This is a genomic window from Labrenzia sp. R5_0 (genome assembly GCF_017743835.1).
GTDB classification, from domain to species: domain Bacteria; phylum Pseudomonadota; class Alphaproteobacteria; order Rhizobiales; family Stappiaceae; genus Roseibium; species Roseibium algicola.
This window is the reverse complement of the sequence record NZ_JAGHRK010000004.1, coordinates 360,005-378,655: the sequence shown is the minus strand read 5'-3', so window position 1 is coordinate 378,655 and position 18,651 is coordinate 360,005. Positions and strand designations below refer to the sequence as shown.

The following is an 18,651-nucleotide window of genomic DNA, read 5'->3' as shown; positions in this document are numbered from 1 at the left end:
CGAACGCAGCACCTTTGCGCCAATGTGTCGTCAGTTCTTGTTTTTCTTCTTGTTCCCGAAAACGTTGCCCAAAAGGCCGGAAGGCAGACCGAAACCTTCTTCTACCGCTTTCAGAACTTCCTCGTCATCGACCTCGCCATCCAGAACCTTCTGAACGTCGATCTGGGTCTTGCCGCCGGTCGCCTGGTTGATGACCTTGTTGGCCTGGTCAACCAGCTCCTGGGATGGTTCCTTCTTTCCCTGAAGAATGGAGATCAGCTCACCGCCGGTCTGCTGCAGTTGCTTGTAGGCTGCCTCCGGGTTTTCCAGAATACCCTTGATGTCCGGATAGATCCGCGGATCGTTCCACGGACCTTCGATCACGATGGGCACACCTAGGCCGGCCAGCTTCTTGTCTTCGCCCTTCCGCCGAGGCTGCGGGGCCTGACCTTCCAGCGTCGGCACGATCTTCGGCTCCACACGCCAGGAAAGTCGCTGCGCCGGCATGTCCGTCGTGCCCTTGCCGGTCATGCGAACCAGCGGCCCGATCAGGGACAGATCGTCGGTCTTGGCAATGCCGTTCTGGATCTGGAACGTTGACCCGAGCGAGCTGAAATCGGTCTTGGCCGACGGATTGGCCTGCCATCCGAGCAACGTCTCCACCGACAGGCCACGCACCATCTGCGGCACGTTGATACCCTTGATCGCGCCGTCGGCGAACGTGTAGTTGGCTGTCCCGTTCAGGGCCTGCACCAATGCCTGTTCGCTGCCGCCTTTGGAGGTAACATCCAGGTTGATGTTGGCCTTGCCTTCGATCCAGCTGAAATCGGCTGCATCGCGCAGCAACGGATAGGCATTGAGGTTGGCGAGAGCAAATTTCGCGGCAACTTGAGGTGTTGCGGACGCTCCGTTGAGCGTAACCGTACCGGTGCCGGAGCCGCCGTAAAGTGCCAGCTTTTCCAGGTTCGCAGTCAGCACACCGTTCTTGATGGTGGTCGACAGGGCGCTCTGGTCGATCTTGATCTTGTCCCAGCGGATTTCGCTGGTGGTCAGCTTGAAGTCCGCGTCGATCGCGTTGAGACCGGAGAAATCTATCGGCTCTGTACTCCAACCACCTGCCCCACCGCGTTTACCGCCGCCAGCCGAGGAATTTCCGGACGCCTGGCCAGAACCGCCACCACCGCCACCACCGCCACTGCCTGCGCCCGAAGACGATGCGCCGCCGAGATAGGGGTCAAGCACAAGTTCCCGCAGATCCAGCCGCGCCGTAACGCTTGGCTTGCCACCAAGGACGATCCGTCCGTTGGCTTCACCCGACGTATCGTCCAGCGTGAACCGTGTTTCCTCGAATGAAATCGTCTCGCCTGCAACGCCGAAGATGCCCGAAGCCTTGAAGCGCTTCAGACCGCCACCGCTGCCAAGCGGTTTGCCGAGCCACGCCATGAGCCCGCGCAGGTCGGCAGTATCGACGCTGACCGCACCATCAAGCGCACCGTCACGCGAAGCCCGACCATTGAAGCCGGCGCTCACGCGATTGCCTTTCACGCTCACGGAAACCGGCGCAGCTCCCCCCGCCAGCAGGCGAGCGGTGTCGCCTTCGCCGGTCAGGCTGAACGCTTCGCCGCGCCAGGACAAGGCACCGCTGAGCGATATCGGGTTTTCCAGTCCCTGCAGATCGATATCCATGGCAAGCTTCGTCAGGCGGTCCGCTTCCGGATCGCCGCCAACCGCCGAAGCAAGCCCAAGTCCGCCAATCTCGCCCTCGGCGATACGTACGGACCCCGTGATATCAAGACCGGCAAGCAGTTCCTCCCCTGTCTGCCCCACGGTTGCAAAGGCAAGGTCGAGGCTGAGTTTGCCGCTTGCAGGCAAATCCCGGCCCGCCAGCTGCAGGAGATCGGCAATCGAACCGTCTTTCAGCACCAGCCGGCCGGAGACTTCAGGAACGCTCCCCGACAGATCCGCGTCCGCCGCACCGCCAAGAGACAGTTGGCCAAGCGTGATGTCGAGATCAGCCAGCGACAGCATGGCCTCGGTGCCTGCAACCTTGGCCGACACGGCAAAAGCACCCGGATCGGCGGCAAGGTCCTGCCCGGCCAGCGCTGCAAGCGCTTTCAGCGAAGGCCCGGCTGCAGATAGAGCCAATTCGGCGCGCATCGGATCCAGGCCGGATTGACCGGTGACCGAGACGCTGTTTTCACCGCTGGAAATTTTCAGATCTACCGGAACCTGCTCCCCGCCCATGAGAGCGAGCGGGTTGGTCAGGGATCCTGCGACGGCGACCGGCATTTCGCGGAACGTGAAGCTGGATGTCAGATCCACCTCACCCGACAGGCTGGGCGCCTGCAGGCTGAGATCAAGGTTGGAGATACGAACCGGCTCGGCAGCATCCGGCGCCTTGTAGGTCACCGTGCCGCCGGTGATCTGCAGGCTGTCGACACCAATGCTCTTGAGATAGCCCTCGGGAGCTGCGGCTGTTTCTGCCGGCTCTGCTTCAGACGCAGGCGCTGGCGTGGCTTCCGCCACCGCATCGGTTTCAGCGTCGCCGGTTTCAGCCTCGATCAAGTCGCCAATGTCGCTGATGTCGCGGCGGGGCTCCCAGCTCGTGGTGCCGTTCGGGCCGATTTCCAGATAGATGTCCGGCTTGTCCAGGGCAATTCCGGTCACCTGGATATTACCGGAAACCAGACCACCCCAGGCGAGCCCAAATTCGACACGCTCGGCCTTGGCGAACTCGATCCCGTCGGCACCGGCCTCGCCGGCAAGGCCGATATCTTCCGCGACCAGCGAAAATCCAGGAAACAGCGACAAGGACACAGGTCCGTCCAGGCGCACGCGCCAGCCAAAGCGCTTGTCCACCTGCTCAACTACCTGACGCTTGATTTCGTCCTTGGGCAGGAACAGCGGCACCACCAGAATGATGGTTACCAGCATGAACAGCAGACTGCCCAGTCCGATCAAAAGCCGACGCATTTAGTGTCTCCCCGTCGCGAATCGGTCCCCAATGTAGACCAATCGGGCCGGAACGTCCCCAAGCAGAAGCAAACGCTTGCGCAGGAAAGGAGACAGAACGATCAAATACCGGCAAATCGGTCTACAACACCGCATACCGCCCCTGGGACCGGCATACGATCGCGATCACTGTGCCAGTCGATTTTGACAAAAGCAGGAAGTCTGCCGAATTTGCCCCAGGTTGGCACCATTCAGGCTGAAAACAGCCTGAGTGGTGCAGGATTCGGCCGTCCGATGCTCTGTCTCAGGACAGGGCAAACATGTGATTGTCCCAGGAAATGCCCGGTGGGCGAGCCAGAATTTCCGCCGGCTGGGCAGGATCCTCAACAAGAGACAATGCCCCGTTGCCGTCAGATATCAGAAAGCTGCCCTGATCGATCGGCGCAACGCCGCATCCGTCGGCAATGGCCTCGGCACCCAGGAATGCGCCGGTATCGGCCTTCCAGAACAACGTCTGCCCACCCCTTGGAGCGGACGTTGCAATGACCTCACCGCTTGCGTTCGCGGTCACCGAGCCGATGTAGTTCTGAAGGCCTGACGCGATACCTGTCGGAATTTCCGTCAGGATGGGTGCTTCGTCCCGCGAAAACACGCCAACCAGAGGCGGCAGGTCTGTTTCCGGCCCTTCGAACTGACCGCCGACCCAAGCCCGCCCTTGTCCGTCCAGCGCCATATGCCGGAGCGACAGCTGGTGCAGGGAAGCGTCCAGTGCGTGGCTGGCATGAAGATCACCGGTTTCGCGATCCAGGAACACCACGGTCGGCGCCATGGTGTCGAGATTGAGCTTTTCACGCCCCTTGTCCGGATGGGTCATGATGCCGCCATTGGCAACGACAAGCGTGCGCCCGTCCGGCGCGAGCAGGAGGTCGTGCGGACCGATGCCATGGGTCTCGATCTCGCCGATCCGCCGAACCTGACGGCCACTCATGTCGTAAACGCCAATCACGCCACGGGCTGCGGCATAGTCGTTTTCGACCGCATAGAGCAGTCTGCCATCAGCGGAAAAACAGCCATGTCCATAGTAATGGCGGCCCGGTTCCGCCGTGAGAACCTCCGGCTCCACATCCTGATATGGCCGAACCACGACAGCGAAAGTGCCGGGCCGGCGGGCAAAGGCCACAAACCTGGTCCTGTCGGGAGAAACCGCGACGCCGTGGCCCCGTCCCGGCAGACCGATCCTGGCCAGAACCTGTCCAAGATCGTCGACAACACCGACCCCATAATCGCCGTTTTCAAGCTTGTAGGCGCTCACGAACAGCGGCACGCCGTCGGATGCTTCCCGGTTCAGAAGGCTTGCCGCCAGCGTCGAGCCGGAAAATGCCGGCAAGGCGGCAAGGCCGCCGAGTGCTGCCAGAAAACCACGCCGGGAAAGGGGCTTAGTCACCATCGAGCGCATTGAAACCTCCGGCAAGTTCCAGGGCACCTGCAAGTTCAAGGGCAATCGTGTCGCGAAGCGATTTCAGCGTGATCGCCAGGACAACCATCTTGTCGTAGGCATCGCCTTCTTCAAAGGACTGGCGCAAGGGCGGATCTAGGGTCCCCAGAAGAGTGACGGCATTGCCAAACTCGAAGTTGAGCGTGTCGTAAATCCAGGTGAAATCGTCCGGCGTCAGGTCCTTCAGGTCGAGGGAAGCAATGGCCTTCTGAATGCCGAGCAGCTCGCCGTTGAGATAGACCACGCTGTTGCCGGAGCGCGAGAACGGAAAGCGCGTCGCCTTGGCCTTGGCCTTGCCGGTTCCCAATGCCGGAAGCACATCTTGATCCCGCGCGATGATCAGCCCCGTGACCAGCGCGTTGAACACGCTTTCCAGCGCTTCCTTCGACGTATGGAACCGCTCGTTGCCGCCTTCGGCTGTCAAGAGCACCTCGCTGTATCCGTCGGGATCCTCCCAGCCGGTAGCGATTTCGCTGGCCATGGCCGCAAGGTTTTCCGAAATTGCCAGTGCATAGCCGCAACTGAAGTCCTTGCCGTCGTCTGCCTGCCCAAGCCGAACCGCACTGTCCTTGTCGAAAGCAAGCAATTCCAGTGCTGTCAGCCCCTGAACCGCGACGCTCTTGTCCTTGAGCGTTGCCGCAGACAAGGCGTCCTTGTCTTCAGAAGCGAGAAGCTTGCGGATCTGGCGTTGCGTGATGCCACGCGGGTCGGGCAGGAAGGCCAGCCGACTGAGGCGATCGTTGTCGATCAACGGGCCAAACCGCAAGAAATGCACATGGGAGAAATCCCGCACAGTGTTTGAAAAGGCCGTCCTGAACCCCTCGACCGATGCTTCATCCGCATTTGCGCAGACCGCTCGAACAGCGTCCGGCAGATTTGCAGAGGTTTCGGCAAACGCACCGGTTGCCGGTTGGATATAGGTCTCGATCAGATTGCCTAGTTTCGGCTCGTAGTCCGTGGCGAACGCGGGCTGGGCGATAACAGCTCCGGAAACAAGAGCGGCAAATAGCAAACAGCGCATCAAAGGGACTCCAGAAAACGTATAAGCGATTGTCGGTCGGCGGTCGGAAGCGCAACCACAGCGTCGCGCGCCTGTCGGGCTTCGCCGTCGTGCCACAGGACCGCTTCCAGCAGATTGCGTGCACGGCCGTCGTGCAGGAAGCGGGTGTGATTGTTGACAGTCTCGGTCAGGCCAATGCCCCATAGCGGCGGCGTACGCCACTCCTGTCCACTGGCGTCACCCACCGGGCGATTGTCGGCGAGGCCTTCGCCCATGTCATGTAACAGGAAATCCGAATAAGGCCAGATCAACTGGAACCTGTGCGCCGGATTTTCCGCCTTTCGACTGGTCACGAATTTCGGTTGGTGGCAGGCCGGACAGCCTGACTGGTAGAAAACCTGCTTGCCTTTCAGCACCTCGGGATCATCCACCTCGCGGCGCATCGGCACCGCCAGATTTTCCGAATAGAAAGTGACGAGATCCATGACCGGGTCCGGAGCTTCCGAGACACCGAGGTTTGCCTGTTCGCCATGAGGCAAGGCGCGGCAAGCTGTCTGCGCCTTGGTGCAGTCGCCGTAATTGTCCGGCATCTCGGGCGTCGAAATGCCGATATCACCGGCAAACGCTGCTGCGGACTGGGCACGGATCGAGGGTTTGGAAGCCTTCCAGCCGAAACGGCCAAGCGTTAACGCACCCGTCGCGGGATCACGAACCCGGCTGACCTTGCCGGAAATTCCATCACTGTCGATGTCGTCAGGGTCCGCAAGCGCTTCAATGTCGCCGGGATGAATGGCCTGCACCAGACCGAGGCCGATCATGGGCGGGGCCGCGCGGGCCGAAATCATGGTGTCGGGGTGCATGTCGCCATATCCAAGATCCCGGATCCTGTAGACGGGCTTCTGCAACACAGCCTTTTCCCCACCGGCCAGCGGAACCTCGATCTCCTCCACGTCAATATCGAAGCGTCCTTCTCCGGGCAGGCCCGGCACCGCAAAGGTCTGGAACTGACCGCCGTAGGTCGGCTCCGGCACCAGCAGGATATCCTTGTCGGCAAGTGCCTGGCGCTGCGCCTCGGACTGAGGCGGGATGGACAGGCGAAGGAACATTGAAACCGCGTCTTTACCCGCCCGCGGCGGTCGGCCCCGGCCATCCTTCAAGTGACACCCCTGGCAGGAGCGCGCGTTATAGAGCGGTCCCACGCCATCCGATGCCTGTGTCGACGAGGGAGAAGACGCCCAGAGCTTCTTGAACAGCCCGTTGCCCACCTTGAAGGTGGCCTGTTCTTCGAAGGTCAGATTGGCATTGGAGTGGGAATAGGCATCCCGGTTGATCCGCTTTCGGGACGTACCGGCCCCGCCCTGCATGATTTCAAAGGCTTCAGCGGCTTCGAAATCGGCCGGCGGCTGCAGAACCTTCGCGGCCTTGATCCTGTCCTTGGCCGAAAGATCATCCCGGTGAGACAGCGTATCATCTGAAAGAGCGGTTCCTGCCGCCAGGCAGAAACACAAAAAGACGCCCGTCATGGCGCCCGGTCTGGGGACCAGTCTCATATTCGCATCCTGACTGTAATCCGCGAGCCCCAATTCGCGGACAAGCCGTCAGGCGGCCGATGCCGCCTGACGATCTGTTCGATTATTCGAAAACGGCGCCCGGGTTGTCCAGGCTGTCGGAACCTTCAAACGCGATATCGTCGAGTTCAAGCACCTTGACGACCCGCTCGATGGAAGCCGTCTGGTCAACCAGCGCATCGACAGCGGCCTGCACGACGGCGTTGCCCTCGTCATTGCCTTCGCCGATCATCTGGTCATAGGCTTCGCCGCCTTCGGCCCGGGCCTTCATGGCTTCGAAAGCCGCCAGCGTGGCGTCGAGCTTCGTCTTCATTTCTTCCGCCAGCGCCGGATCCTTTTCCGCCACCAGATCGGCGAGGGAAGCACCGGAAACATCGTTGCCGACCGGGCTCTTGTACGACCCGAAATAGACGTTCCGAATGCCGACCACGTCGTTGTAGTGCGACATGTGGGTGTTGTCGGAGAAGCAGTCATGCTCTTCTTCCGGATCATGCAGCATAAGGCCAAGCTTGATGCGCTCACCGGCCAGTTCGCCATAGGACAGAGATCCCATGCCGGTCAGGATGGTAGCAAGACCACCGGCCTCGCCCTTGCCGGCCAGCTCTTCGCGCGCAGCCCCGTCAGGAGCCCAGGCATTGGCCATTTCTTCGAGATCCGAAATCAGAAGATCGGTTGCGGCCTGCAGATACTGAATGCGGCGCTCGCAATTGCCACCGGTGCAGTTGGCCGGATCAAAGTCGGTGGCAGGGCGGTTGCCGGCACCAGCTTCGGTGCCGTTGAGGTCCTGACCCCACAGCAGGAATTCGATGGCGTGGTAACCGGTCGCAACGTTCGTTTCCACTTCGCCGGCTTCCTGCAAGGATTCAGCAAGGAGGGTCGGCGTGATTTCGGTGGCATCGATGGTTTCACCACCGACCTTGAGTGTCGGATTTGCAATCACGTTGGCGACGTAGAGATCATTTTCTTCAGATTCATCACCGTAGGACGCGTCGACATAGTCGATCAGGCCTTCGTCGAGCGGCCATGCATTCACCTTGCCTTCCCAATCGTCGACAATGGCGTTGCCGAAACGGTACGCTTCTGTCTGCTGGTAAGGGTCGCGTGCTTCCTTCCAGGCGGTGCGCGCGGCTTCCAGGTTTGCTTCGGTCGGCTCAGCTACGAGCTTGTCGATCGCGGTCTTGAGCGTCTTGGCCGTTGCGAGCGAGTCCGCATATTTCGCCTGGGCGATGTCGCCGTAGGTCGACAGAACGTCGGAAGGTGCTGCAGCCAGAGCCGGTGTGACGAAAAGGGCAGAAGCGGCCAGAAGGCCAAGCTTGAAAGTATTCATTGATCCATCCCGTAATATGTGTCGCCCGCAGTGCGCGTGGACCGTCTCTGGGCGAAACCTGAATGATTTTGTGGCGCGGAAACACGCGCCGCAGGGAGAGGGAAACCATTTCATGAGGCAGGAAGTCAAGTTATAATTCCAAAAAAATCAATAGTTTAGAACGGTTCCAAAAAGTTGACTTATAAATGCCGGATTTGATTCCCATCTCAAAGTCTTAAAGCCGACATCAACCCTTTGATGGTAAAGAGGGAATGGTATAGCAATAAAAGCCGGCCTGTTTGGGGGGCCAGGCAACAGGAACGACAGACATGCTCAATGCGCTGAAAAGTTTTGTTCGGGAGCTGACCTTTGGTGACAGCGGAGAAAAGACCTTCGCCGAAGACGACAAGCGCCTGGCTGCGGCGGCTCTCTTGTTTCACCTGATCGATATCGACGGTGTGATTGAGGAAAGCGAAAGCTCGAAGCTGCGGGAAATCCTGCGCAAGCACTACGACCTGACGGACAAGGAAACGACCGAACTGATCGCCGCCGCCAAGCAGCGCGACGAGGAAGCGGTCGATCTGTACGGCTTCACATCAGTGCTGAAGCGCACAACCGACGAGGAAGAGCGCCTCGCGATCGTCGAGATGATGTGGGAAATCGTCTATGCCGACGGCCACGTGCACGAGTTCGAGGACAACACAATCTGGCGGGTTGCCGAACTTCTCGGTGTCTCCACACGTGATCGCATGACCCTGCGCCACAAGGTTGCCCAGACTGCCCCGGAGACCGACGAACTGGACTGATCGCCCACGCGATAATCAGCCGGGACGCGTATTTATGCAGGATGAAGTGGCAACGGGACTCGATTTTCGTGCCGACCTCCCTCATATTAAGTCCATGCTTTTTCAGTCCGATCCCGTGAAGAACCGACCGAAAGTCCTGATTGTCCTGCATCAGGAGCATTCCTCGCCCGGACGAGTGGGCCTTGAGCTTGTAAAGCGCGGCTTCGCGCTGGACATCCGCAAGCCTCGGTTCGGCGACCTTCTCCCCGACACCATGGAAAACCATGCCGGCGCCGTCATTTTCGGCGGCCCGATGAGCGCCAACGATCCCGATGCCTTCATTCAAAAGGAAATCGACTGGATCGGTGTTCCGCTTGCCGAGGAAAAACCCTTTCTCGGCATCTGCCTTGGTGCGCAGATGATGGTCAAACATATGGGCGGCACAGTCACGGGCCATCATGAGAGCCTGGTTGAGATCGGCTATTATCCGCTGCAGCCGACCGAGGCAGGCAAATCCCTGATGGACTGGCCGAAAAAGGTCTATCAATGGCATCGGGAAGGGTTCGACCTGCCCCGCGGCGCCGATCTGCTGGCCTCCGGACCGACTTATCCGAACCAGGCGATCCGCGTCGGGTCTTGCGCCTACGGCATCCAGTTTCACCCGGAACTGACCCACCAGATGATGGTCCGCTGGACGACCAAGGGCGCCCCGCGCATGGAGTTGCCCGGCGCCCAGCAACGCCGCGACCATTTTGCCGGACGCTTCGTTTACGATCCCGCTGTTCGGAAATGGCTCGACCGTTTTCTGGACCTCTGGATCGGCACGGCCGCCGCCCCGGTTTGCCACGGCATGCTGAAGGCAGCGGAATAACCGGCGTTTCAGACCCGATACCCCGGCAAGACATTGCTTTAACCTGACCCTGAACTGCCTCCACCGTCATTCCGGACAAGCAAGGCGAAGCCGTGCGCAGATCCGGAACGACAGTGGCGGGGGTTCAGGCGCCTCGAATTCTGCAACAATTGTCACCGGACTCCCCTTGCGCGTCTCACCTCCGGTAACAGACGAAAGAGTAACAAAAGTCGCCCCAAATAATCCCGAACGGCTTTTGAAATGGGTGTCGCAAGTTTAATGACGCCGATTGCGCAACTCTTGCGAATAAGGCTGTCTATGCGGCGAAACAGAAACCGCAAGCTTCTGGCAATCATTCAGGAGTGGGAGTGACACACGCTTTGGACCGTCCAGCAATTCACCTTCACAACGCCAGGCCCGAAGAAACAGAAACCCTGGCTCGTATTGGCCTGGAGGCCTGGCTGAAGGGCATTGCCCCTCTTGTCCCGGACAAAGTCCGTCAGGAGATCCTTGCTGACAATCCATTTATTCCCTTTCTTAAAACATTCGGGCCTGCGGTGATCGTCGGAACAATCAACGGCGAACCTGCAGGCATCGGCGCCTGCGAACACGCCGAGGACACTATCTCCGACATCTGGGTCGCTCCTGCGTTCGAGGGGCTCGGTGTTGGGACAGCCTTGGTCAGATCACTTGAAACAGAGATCCTCAACCGTGGTCACCCTGTTGCCTATATCCAGGTTGCCGCGCTCAACAGCCGCGCCTTTAGCCTGTACCGCCATCTAGGATATCGGGAAGAATGGCGGCAGATGAGCTTCGATCCGATCCTGAAGGTAGAGATGGAAAAAGTTGGACTATCGAAACAGCTCTAGCCCTTGGCCAAGCGAAAATCGGAGCAGCTCCTAGGACTACATTCGAAGAAACTCGACTATCGTCTCTTGTTACCCCACACACGTTTCCACAGGAGACGCGGGCGGTGCCCCAGAAAAAGACAGGGCTCGACGCAATTTGCATCTGCCCGGGAATACTGGATCCCGGGTCTGCGCTACGCTTCGCCCGGGATGACAATCGAGAGGCACATCCACCGTCATTCCGGACAAGTGCAGCGAAGCTGCACGCAGATCCGGAATCCAGCGCATCTGCGTGAGCACAGCGAACCCTCAAGCTGGAAGAAAGACGCGCTTGAAGGCGAATGATATCCGGCTTCCGGATCTGCACGCGGCTCCGCCGCGCTGGTCCGGAATGACGGGTGAGGCGGACACAAAAAGGCCGCCCGGAATGGATCCGGACGGCCTTTGATTGGTGCTGTCGCCAGCATCTTAGCTTTCGAAGACCACCAGAAGGTCCTTGGCGTCGATCTGCGAACCCGGTGAGACCAGGACTTCCTTGACCTTGCCGTCGCGTTCGGCGTGGAGCGCGGTTTCCATTTTCATGGCTTCGATGGAGACCAGCACATCACCGGCGGTGACATCCTGGCCGGCGGTGATCGCCACCGTGGAAATGACGCCCGGCATCGGTGCTCCGACATGTGCTGCATTACCGTCCTCGGCCTTGCGCATTGCGGCAGCTCCGGTGGCGCCATGGGCGCGGTCCGGAACCTTGACGTTGCGCGGCTGGCCGTTGAGCTCGAAGAAGACCTTCTTCTCGCCCTTCTCGTCGGTCTCGCCGATCGCCTGGCAGCGGATCACCAGCGTCTTGCCGGCTTCCAGATCGACGGAGATCTCGTCACCCGGTTCCAGGCCGTAGAAATAGACCGGGGTCGGCAGGACGGACGTCGGACCATATTGCTGCTGGGCCTTGTCGAAGTCGGTGAACACCTTCGGGTACATCAGATAGGAGGCAAGCTCGGTGTTGCTGATGCCGTGGCCGGTCTTGTCGGAAACAGTCTTTCGCTCCGCATCCAGATCGGCATCCTTCAGGAGCGACCCCGGCCGCACGGTGATCGGGGTTTCGCCCTTCAGAACCTTCTTCTGAAGCGCTTCCGGCCATCCGCCCGGAGACTGGCCGAGGTCACCGTGCAGCATCTTGACGACGCTGTCCGGGAACGCGACATCCTTCGCCGGATCCTCGACCTCCGCCACGCTCAGCCCCTGGCTGACCATCATCAGCGCCATGTCGCCGACGACCTTGGAAGACGGGGTCACCTTGACGATGTCACCAAACATCATGTTGACGTCGGCATAGGCCTGCGCCACCTCGTGCCAGCGGGTTTCCAGGCCAAGCGAACGGGCCTGTTCCTTGAGGTTGGTGAACTGGCCGCCCGGCATTTCGTGCAGGTAGACTTCCGAAGCCCCGAAGCGCAGGTCGCTTTCGAAGGCACGGTATTGAGTCCGCACCGCTTCCCAGTAGAACGAGATCTGGCGGATCGTCTTGGCATCGAGGCCGGTATCACGGTCGGAACCGCGCAGGGCTTCCACGATGGAGCCAAGGCACGGCTGGGAGGTCAGGCCGGACAGCGCGTCCATGGCTGCGTCCACTGCGTCGGCGCCCGCTTCGACCGCTGCCAGAACAGTGGCCGCGGCGATGCCGGACGTATCGTGCGTGTGGAAATGGATCGGCAGGCCGACTTCCTGTTTCAGCGTCCGGATCAGGACCTTGGCTGCTTCCGGCTTCAACAGGCCGGCCATGTCCTTGAGACCCAGGATGTGTGCGCCGGCTGCTTCCAGTTCCTTGGCAAGGCCGACATAGTATTTCAGGTCGTATTTCGGCCGGGCACTGTCCAGCATGTCGCCGGTATAGCAGAGCACGCCTTCGCACAGCTTGCCTGCTTCCTGGACCGCGTCCATGGACACACGCATGTTCTCCACCCAGTTGAGGCAGTCGAACACGCGGAAGAGGTCAATGCCGTTTTCAGCGGCTTCCGCCACGAAATACTTGACCACATTGTCCGGATAGTTGGTGTAACCGACACCGTTGGAGCCGCGCAGCAGCATCTGCAACAGGATATTCGGCGCCTTTTCGCGGATCTTGTGCAGGCGCTCCCACGGGCTTTCGGTCAGGAAGCGCATGGCAACGTCGAAGGTCGCGCCACCCCAGCATTCCAGCGAGAACAGGCTCGGCAGACCGGCTGCATAGGCATCCGCGATGTTGACGATATCGTGGGTCCGCATGCGGGTTGCCAGCAACGACTGGTGCGCATCGCGCATGGTCGTGTCGGTGACCAGCGTCCGCTTCTGGTCCTTCATCCAGTCGGCAAAACCCTTCGGACCCAATTCGTCCAGCAACTGGCGTGTGCCGGAGGGCTTTGCATCGCCGAAGTTCGGGATGACGGGCGCGGCCACATCCTTCGGCGGACGTGCGCGGCTCTTGGTTTCCGGATGACCGTTCACCGAAACGTCGGCGATATAGGTCAAGAGCTTGGTTGCGCGGTCCTGACGCTTGGTCTGCTCGAACAGGGCCGGCGTCTCGTCGATGAACCGGGTCGTGTAGTTGTTGGCCTTGAAGTCGGCATGGCTGATGATGTTCTCCAGGAACACCAGGTTTGTCGCCACACCGCGGATACGGAATTCGCGCAGGGCGCGGTCCATGCGCTTGCGGGCGTCTTCCGCCGTCGGGGCCCAGGCCGTGACCTTTTCAAGAAGCGGATCGTAGAAACGGGTGATGACCGCACCGGAATACGCCGTGCCGCCGTCCAGACGGATGCCGAAGCCCGTCGCCCCGCGATAGGCGGTGATGCGCCCGTAATCCGGAATGAAGTTCTGCTCCGGATCTTCCGTCGTGATGCGGCACTGCAGGGCATGGCCGTTGAGACGGATCTTGTCCTGGGAGGGAACGCCGCTTTCCGGCGTACCGATCTTCTCGCCTTCGCAGATCTTGATCTGTGCCTGGACGATGTCGATGCCGGTGACCTCTTCCGTCACCGTGTGTTCCACCTGAACGCGCGGGTTCACTTCAATGAAGTAGATGGCACCGGTGTCGGCATCCATCAGGAACTCGACCGTGCCGGCGCCGCGGTAATTCACGGCCCGGCCGATCTTCAGACCATATTCACAGAGCTCGGCCCGCTTTTCGGCCGAAAGATACGGCGCCGGAGCGCGCTCGACCACCTTCTGGTGGCGGCGCTGGATGGAACAGTCGCGCTCGAACAGATGAACCACGTTCTCGCCGTCGCCCAGGATCTGAACTTCGACGTGGCGCGCCCGCTGGACCAGTTTCTCCAGATAGATCTCGTCCTTGCCGAATGCCGCCATGGCTTCGCGCTTGGCCGCCAGAACTTCCTTGGCCAGGGTCGCTTCGTCCGGAATGACGCGCATGCCGCGGCCACCACCGCCCCAGGAGGCCTTCAGCATGACCGGGTAGCCGATCTCGGCGGCCTGGCGCTTGATTTCGTCCATGTCGTCCGGCAGCGGGTCCGTTGCCGGCATCACCGGCACCCCCGCCTCGATGGCCAGATTGCGCGCGGCCACCTTGTTGCCCAGGCGGCGCATGGTTTCGGACTTCGGTCCGATGAAAGTGATGCCGGCTTGTTCGCAGGCATCCACGAATTCCGGGCTTTCGGACAGAAGGCCGTAACCGGGGTGAATGGCGTCTGCACCCGAGAGTTTGGCAACGCGGATAATCTCGTCGATGGAGAGGTACGCCTCGATCGGCCCGAGCCCCTTGCCGACCTGATACGCTTCGTCGGACTTGAACCGGTGCAATGCCAGTTTGTCCTGCTCGGCATAGATCGCAACGGTCTTCATGCCCAGCTCGTTGGCGGCACGGAACACCCGGATCGCGATTTCAGATCGGTTAGCAACGAGAATTTTTGTTATCGCCAAACGCCTTCTCCCCCTAATTTTACGCAAAACGAAAAGCCAGTTTCGGCAAGATTTCTACTTTGGTCGGAGGCGCTTGAAAAGGGGCAGAAGCTATGTCCTTTTTTTAACTTGGAAAATAATTTTGCGTCTGCGCCCATAACTGTAGGAAAACGAACACTAATTCGATTGAACCCCAGATCCTCCCGGACTTTTTAAAAAAGGTGCAGCGCAGCAATTTTCAGATCGGGACAGGCGCCGAAACCGCAAAAACCGGCTTGCGTGGCTGCTGACCATTTCGGGACACATTCCTGTCGGCAAGACAAAATCACCCTCCCGACGGCCCAACTGCGTAGACACCGCCCTACCGGATACCCACTAGATCTTGTGAGAACAAATCCGCAACCTTTATGAATCAGCGATTCGTCCAAGATTCGTTCACCCTGTGTCCCCGGGTAAACGGCACCCCCCCTCCGGCGATGATACGCGTTTATGGAAAATTAATCATTGACAGAGATTCGAAGCAAATCAGCCACAACCGCGCAAAACGACTCAACCTCTTGACCAGATTCAGGATTTTGTGGCTCTACCCACCTCGCAAACCACATGTCGTAGGGAACAAATCCTGAATCGTCCGGAGTCGCCGATTCGGTTTCGGTTTGTTCCAGAGTCGTTCTCCACAACATATCTCAACCATCAAAAACCTGACCGGCTGGCCAAAAGAATAAGGACATGCCCGCCCCGGCTGTGCTAGACACGCGACACCAGATATAGGCGCCATCCGTTTGCGCCGATCCGAAGAAAGCCGATCACAAGCCTCCCCATGCCCCGTCCCCAGACCCTGCCGCTGCCGCCGTCTGCCCGGTCCCGCACTGTGACGGCCGTGCTCGGACCGACCAATACCGGCAAAACCCACCTCGCCATTGAACGCATGCTGGCCCAGCCTTCCGGGCTGATAGGGCTGCCGCTGCGCCTGCTCGCGCGTGAGGTCTATAACCGTGTTGCCGACCGCGCGGGTCCGGAAGCGGTGGCGCTGGTCACCGGCGAAGAAAAGATCGTCCCGAAGAACCCGCGGTTCTGGGTCTCGACGGTTGAGGCCATGCCGCTGGACCTGAAGACGGATTTCGTCGCCATCGACGAAGTGCAGCTGGCGGGCAACCTCGATCGCGGTCATGTCTTCACCGACCGCATCCTGAATGTCCGCGGTCAATCCGAAACGCTCCTGCTGGGTGCGGCGACCGCACGCCCGCTGCTGGAAAAACTGCTGCCGGGCATCAATGTGGTCACGCGGCCGCGCATGTCCGTGCTGGAATATGCGGGCTCCAAGAAGGTCTCGCGCCTGCCGGCCCGTTCGGCCATCGTCGCCTTCTCGTCAGACGAAGTCTATTCCATTGCAGAGCTCATCCGTCGCCAACGCGGCGGGGCGGCCGTGGTGCTCGGCTCGCTGAGTCCGCGCACGCGCAATGCACAAGTGGAACTGTTCCAGAACGGCGATGTCGACCATCTGGTGGCGACCGATGCCATCGGCATGGGACTGAACCTCGACGTCCATCACATCGCCTTTGCCGGCAACCGCAAATACGACGGCTATCAGTACCGCCAGCTGACCGCCTCGGAGATGGGTCAGATCGCTGGACGGGCCGGCCGCCACACCAAGGATGGCACCTTCGGGGTGACCGGACGGGTCGATCCGCTGGACGACGACCTGGTCGAACAGATCGAAAGCCACCACTTCGACAGCCTGAAAGTGCTGCAATGGCGCAACAGTGCGCTGGATTTTTCGTCGGCAAACGCCTTGCGCTCAAGCCTCGACATGGTGCCGCGTGAAGAGGGTCTCGCAAGGGCACCCATTGGCGACGACATCACCGCTCTTGAACATTTATTGCGCGATCCCGCAATATCCGGCATGGCAAAGGGCGGAAATGCGGTCGAATTGTTATGGGACGTGTGTCAGGTCCCCGACTATCGTAAGATCGCCCCGGCGAACCACGCAGAGTTGCTCAACACCATTTACACCCACCTGATGCAGGACAATGCGATTGCCGATGACTGGTTCTCGCGTCAATTGGCCTTCGCAGACCGGACAGATGGTGATATCGACACTCTCGCAAACCGGATTGCACATATCCGGACCTGGACCTATGTCGCCAACCGTCCCGACTGGCTGGCCGATCCGGCCCACTGGCAGGGCGAGACGCGCGACATAGAAGACAAACTATCTGACGCCCTTCACGAGCGGCTGACGCAGCGGTTCGTGGATCGGCGTACAAGTGTATTGATGCGACGTTTGAGAGAGAACGCAATGCTGGAAGCGGAAATTACATCGAGCGGCGATGTGCTCGTGGAAGGTCAGCACATCGGGAATCTGCTTGGCTTCCGGTTTGCCCCTGACGCGGCAGCTGAAGGACCGGACGGCAAGACCGTGCGTGCCGCAGCCCAAAAGGCCCTGACCACCGAAATCGAATCCCGTGCGGACAAGCTCGGCAAGTCCGAGAACTCTGATTTCGTGCTGACGTCCGAAGCCGTGATCCGCTGGCGCGGGGAACCCGTGGCCAAGCTCGTCGCCGGAGAAGAGGTGCTGACACCGGTCGTGCTGCTGCTGGCCGACGAACATCTGACCGGCCCGGCACGCGACAATGTACAGGCGCGGCTTGATCTGTGGGTCAAGGCACAGATCGACACCCTGCTGAAACCGCTTGTCGACCTGAAGGCCGGCGAAGGCCTGGAAGGTCTTGCCCGCGGCATCGCGTTCCGCATCGTTGAAGGCCTCGGGATCCTGGAACGCCAGGAAGCTGCCGACGAGATCCGCCAGCTCGACCAGGACATGCGCGCCAGCCTGCGCAAGCACGGCATCCGCTTTGGTGCCTACACCGTGTTCGTGCCCGCCCTGCTGAAGCCTGCGCCGAGCCAGCTGCTGGCACAGCTCTGGGCCTTGAAGCACGGCTCGCTGGACATGAACGGCATGGCCGAGCTGCCACAGCTGTCTGCATCCGGCCGCACGTCCATCCCGGTTGATGAAACCATCGACAAGGCGCTTTACAAGGTTGTCGGTTTCCGCGTCTGTGGCCCGCGTGCCGTTCGCGTCGACATTCTGGAACGCCTGGCTGACCTGATCCGTCCGCTGATCGCCTGGAAGCCGCTTGATGCGGAAGTCAGCCCGCCGGAAGGTGCGGTCGCAACCGGAGGCGGCTTCACCGTTACCGTTGCCATGACATCGCTGCTCGGCTGCGCCGGTGAGGACTTCTCCGCCGTGCTGAAATCCCTCGGCTACCGGTCCGAGACCAAGGAAGTGCAGCGCCCTGTTGCGGCCAAGCCGGCAACGGAAGCAACTGCAGAGGCGCCGGTGGCGGAAACTGCCGCGACCGAAGCGGACACTCCCGCCGAAGCAACCGCAACGGAAGCACCGGCTACGGAAGAGACGGCCGAAGCCGTGACCGCCGAAGCCGCTTCTGAACCGGCCACTGCCGAAGCTGACGCGGTTTCCGAACCGGCGGAAGCCCCCGCCGAAGCTGCAGCATCTGCCGAAGGCGCAGCCGCTGAAACCGCTGAAACCGCCGCTGAAACCGCCGCTGTGGAAGCAACGCCGGATGCACAGACGGAAGGCGAAACCGCTGCTGCTGAGGCCACTGCGGGTAAAACCGAACTGGAAACAGTGACCATCGAGATCTGGCGTCCGGGCCGGCACGACCGCCGTCCACGCGGCCGTCAGGACCAGCGCCGAGGCGGCGACAACCGCCGGGGCCAGGGTCAAGGTCAGGGTGCCAAAGGTGGTCAGGGCGAGAAGCGTCACGGCAAGGGCGGACCGAAAGGCGAAGGCCGCGGCCGTGGTGGTCATGGCGGCCAGAAGGGCTTTGACGGTGGTAACCGCCGCGACAAGGCCCCAAGGGACAAGCCGATCGATCCGAACTCGCCCTTCGCGGCCCTGATGGCCTTGAAGGCGAATATGGACAGCAAGGACAAGAAGTAATTCCTGCGCCTGAAAA

The 18,651-nt window shown here is 60.6% G+C and carries 10 protein-coding genes; 4 read left to right on the top strand and 6 right to left on the bottom strand.

Going from position 1 to position 18,651, the window contains the following annotated elements:
* Positions 1-30: 30 nt before the first annotated feature.
* The 5 genes from J7447_RS21645 to J7447_RS21625 form a co-directional block, all read right to left on the bottom strand.
* Positions 31-2,952, bottom strand: coding sequence for an AsmA family protein (locus J7447_RS21645; protein ID WP_209170904.1), 2,922 nt, complete (start codon positions 2,950-2,952; stop codon positions 31-33).
* 283 nt (positions 2,953-3,235) lie between these two features.
* Positions 3,236-4,387, bottom strand: coding sequence for a DUF1513 domain-containing protein (locus J7447_RS21640; RefSeq protein WP_209170901.1), 1,152 nt, complete (start codon positions 4,385-4,387; stop codon positions 3,236-3,238).
* Positions 4,368-5,447: an imelysin family protein gene (locus J7447_RS21635; protein WP_209170899.1), complete on the bottom strand. Its 1,080-nt coding sequence runs from the start codon at positions 5,445-5,447 to the stop codon at positions 4,368-4,370. The genes J7447_RS21640 and J7447_RS21635 overlap by 20 nt, the downstream gene beginning before the upstream one ends.
* On the bottom strand, positions 5,447-6,976 hold the full coding sequence (locus J7447_RS21630; protein WP_209170896.1) for a di-heme oxidoredictase family protein: 1,530 nt from the start codon (positions 6,974-6,976) through the stop codon (positions 5,447-5,449). The genes J7447_RS21635 and J7447_RS21630 overlap by 1 nt, the downstream gene beginning before the upstream one ends.
* An 82-nt stretch (positions 6,977-7,058) precedes the next feature.
* Positions 7,059-8,321, bottom strand: a complete 1,263-nt coding sequence (locus J7447_RS21625; protein WP_075282209.1) for an imelysin family protein — start codon at positions 8,319-8,321, stop codon at positions 7,059-7,061.
* 308 nt (positions 8,322-8,629) lie between these two features.
* Between J7447_RS21625 and J7447_RS21620 the strand changes: the two genes are divergently transcribed.
* From J7447_RS21620 to J7447_RS21610, 3 genes are all read left to right on the top strand, one after another.
* On the top strand, positions 8,630-9,106 hold the full coding sequence (locus J7447_RS21620; protein ID WP_023002633.1) for a TerB family tellurite resistance protein: 477 nt from the start codon (positions 8,630-8,632) through the stop codon (positions 9,104-9,106).
* Positions 9,107-9,200: 94 nt separating this feature from the next.
* Positions 9,201-9,956 carry a glutamine amidotransferase gene (locus tag J7447_RS21615; RefSeq protein WP_055660066.1) on the top strand — a complete coding sequence of 252 codons (756 nt, stop codon included), beginning with the start codon at positions 9,201-9,203 and terminating at the stop codon, positions 9,954-9,956.
* 347 nt (positions 9,957-10,303) lie between these two features.
* Positions 10,304-10,804 (top strand): GNAT family N-acetyltransferase, encoded by a 501-nt coding sequence (locus tag J7447_RS21610; RefSeq protein ID WP_228870746.1) that lies wholly within the window; start codon positions 10,304-10,306, stop codon positions 10,802-10,804.
* Positions 10,805-11,251: 447 nt separating this feature from the next.
* On the opposite strand, the gene pyc is transcribed toward J7447_RS21610, so the two are convergent.
* Complete coding sequence (gene pyc, locus J7447_RS21605) at positions 11,252-14,692, bottom strand: pyruvate carboxylase (RefSeq protein WP_031270079.1); 3,441 nt, start codon at positions 14,690-14,692, stop codon at positions 11,252-11,254.
* Positions 14,693-15,491: 799 nt separating this feature from the next.
* Here pyc and J7447_RS21600 point away from each other — a divergent pair.
* Entirely contained in the window at positions 15,492-18,635 is a 3,144-nt protein-coding gene (locus tag J7447_RS21600) for a DEAD/DEAH box helicase (protein WP_209170894.1), read from the top strand.
* Positions 18,636-18,651 lie beyond the last annotated feature (16 nt).

Coding starts and splice junctions, on each gene's coding strand:
- J7447_RS21645 (WP_209170904.1), bottom strand. CDS start 2,952: ATGCGTCGGCTTTTGATCGGACTGGGCAGTCTGCTGTTCATGCTGGTA.
- J7447_RS21640 (WP_209170901.1), bottom strand. CDS start 4,387: ATGCGCTCGATGGTGACTAAGCCCCTTTCCCGGCGTGGTTTTCTGGCA.
- J7447_RS21635 (WP_209170899.1), bottom strand. CDS start 5,447: ATGCGCTGTTTGCTATTTGCCGCTCTTGTTTCCGGAGCTGTTATCGCC.
- J7447_RS21630 (WP_209170896.1), bottom strand. CDS start 6,976: ATGAGACTGGTCCCCAGACCGGGCGCCATGACGGGCGTCTTTTTGTGT.
- J7447_RS21625 (WP_075282209.1), bottom strand. CDS start 8,321: ATGAATACTTTCAAGCTTGGCCTTCTGGCCGCTTCTGCCCTTTTCGTC.
- J7447_RS21620 (WP_023002633.1), top strand. CDS start 8,630: ATGCTCAATGCGCTGAAAAGTTTTGTTCGGGAGCTGACCTTTGGTGAC.
- J7447_RS21615 (WP_055660066.1), top strand. CDS start 9,201: ATGCTTTTTCAGTCCGATCCCGTGAAGAACCGACCGAAAGTCCTGATT.
- J7447_RS21600 (WP_209170894.1), top strand. CDS start 15,492: ATGCCCCGTCCCCAGACCCTGCCGCTGCCGCCGTCTGCCCGGTCCCGC.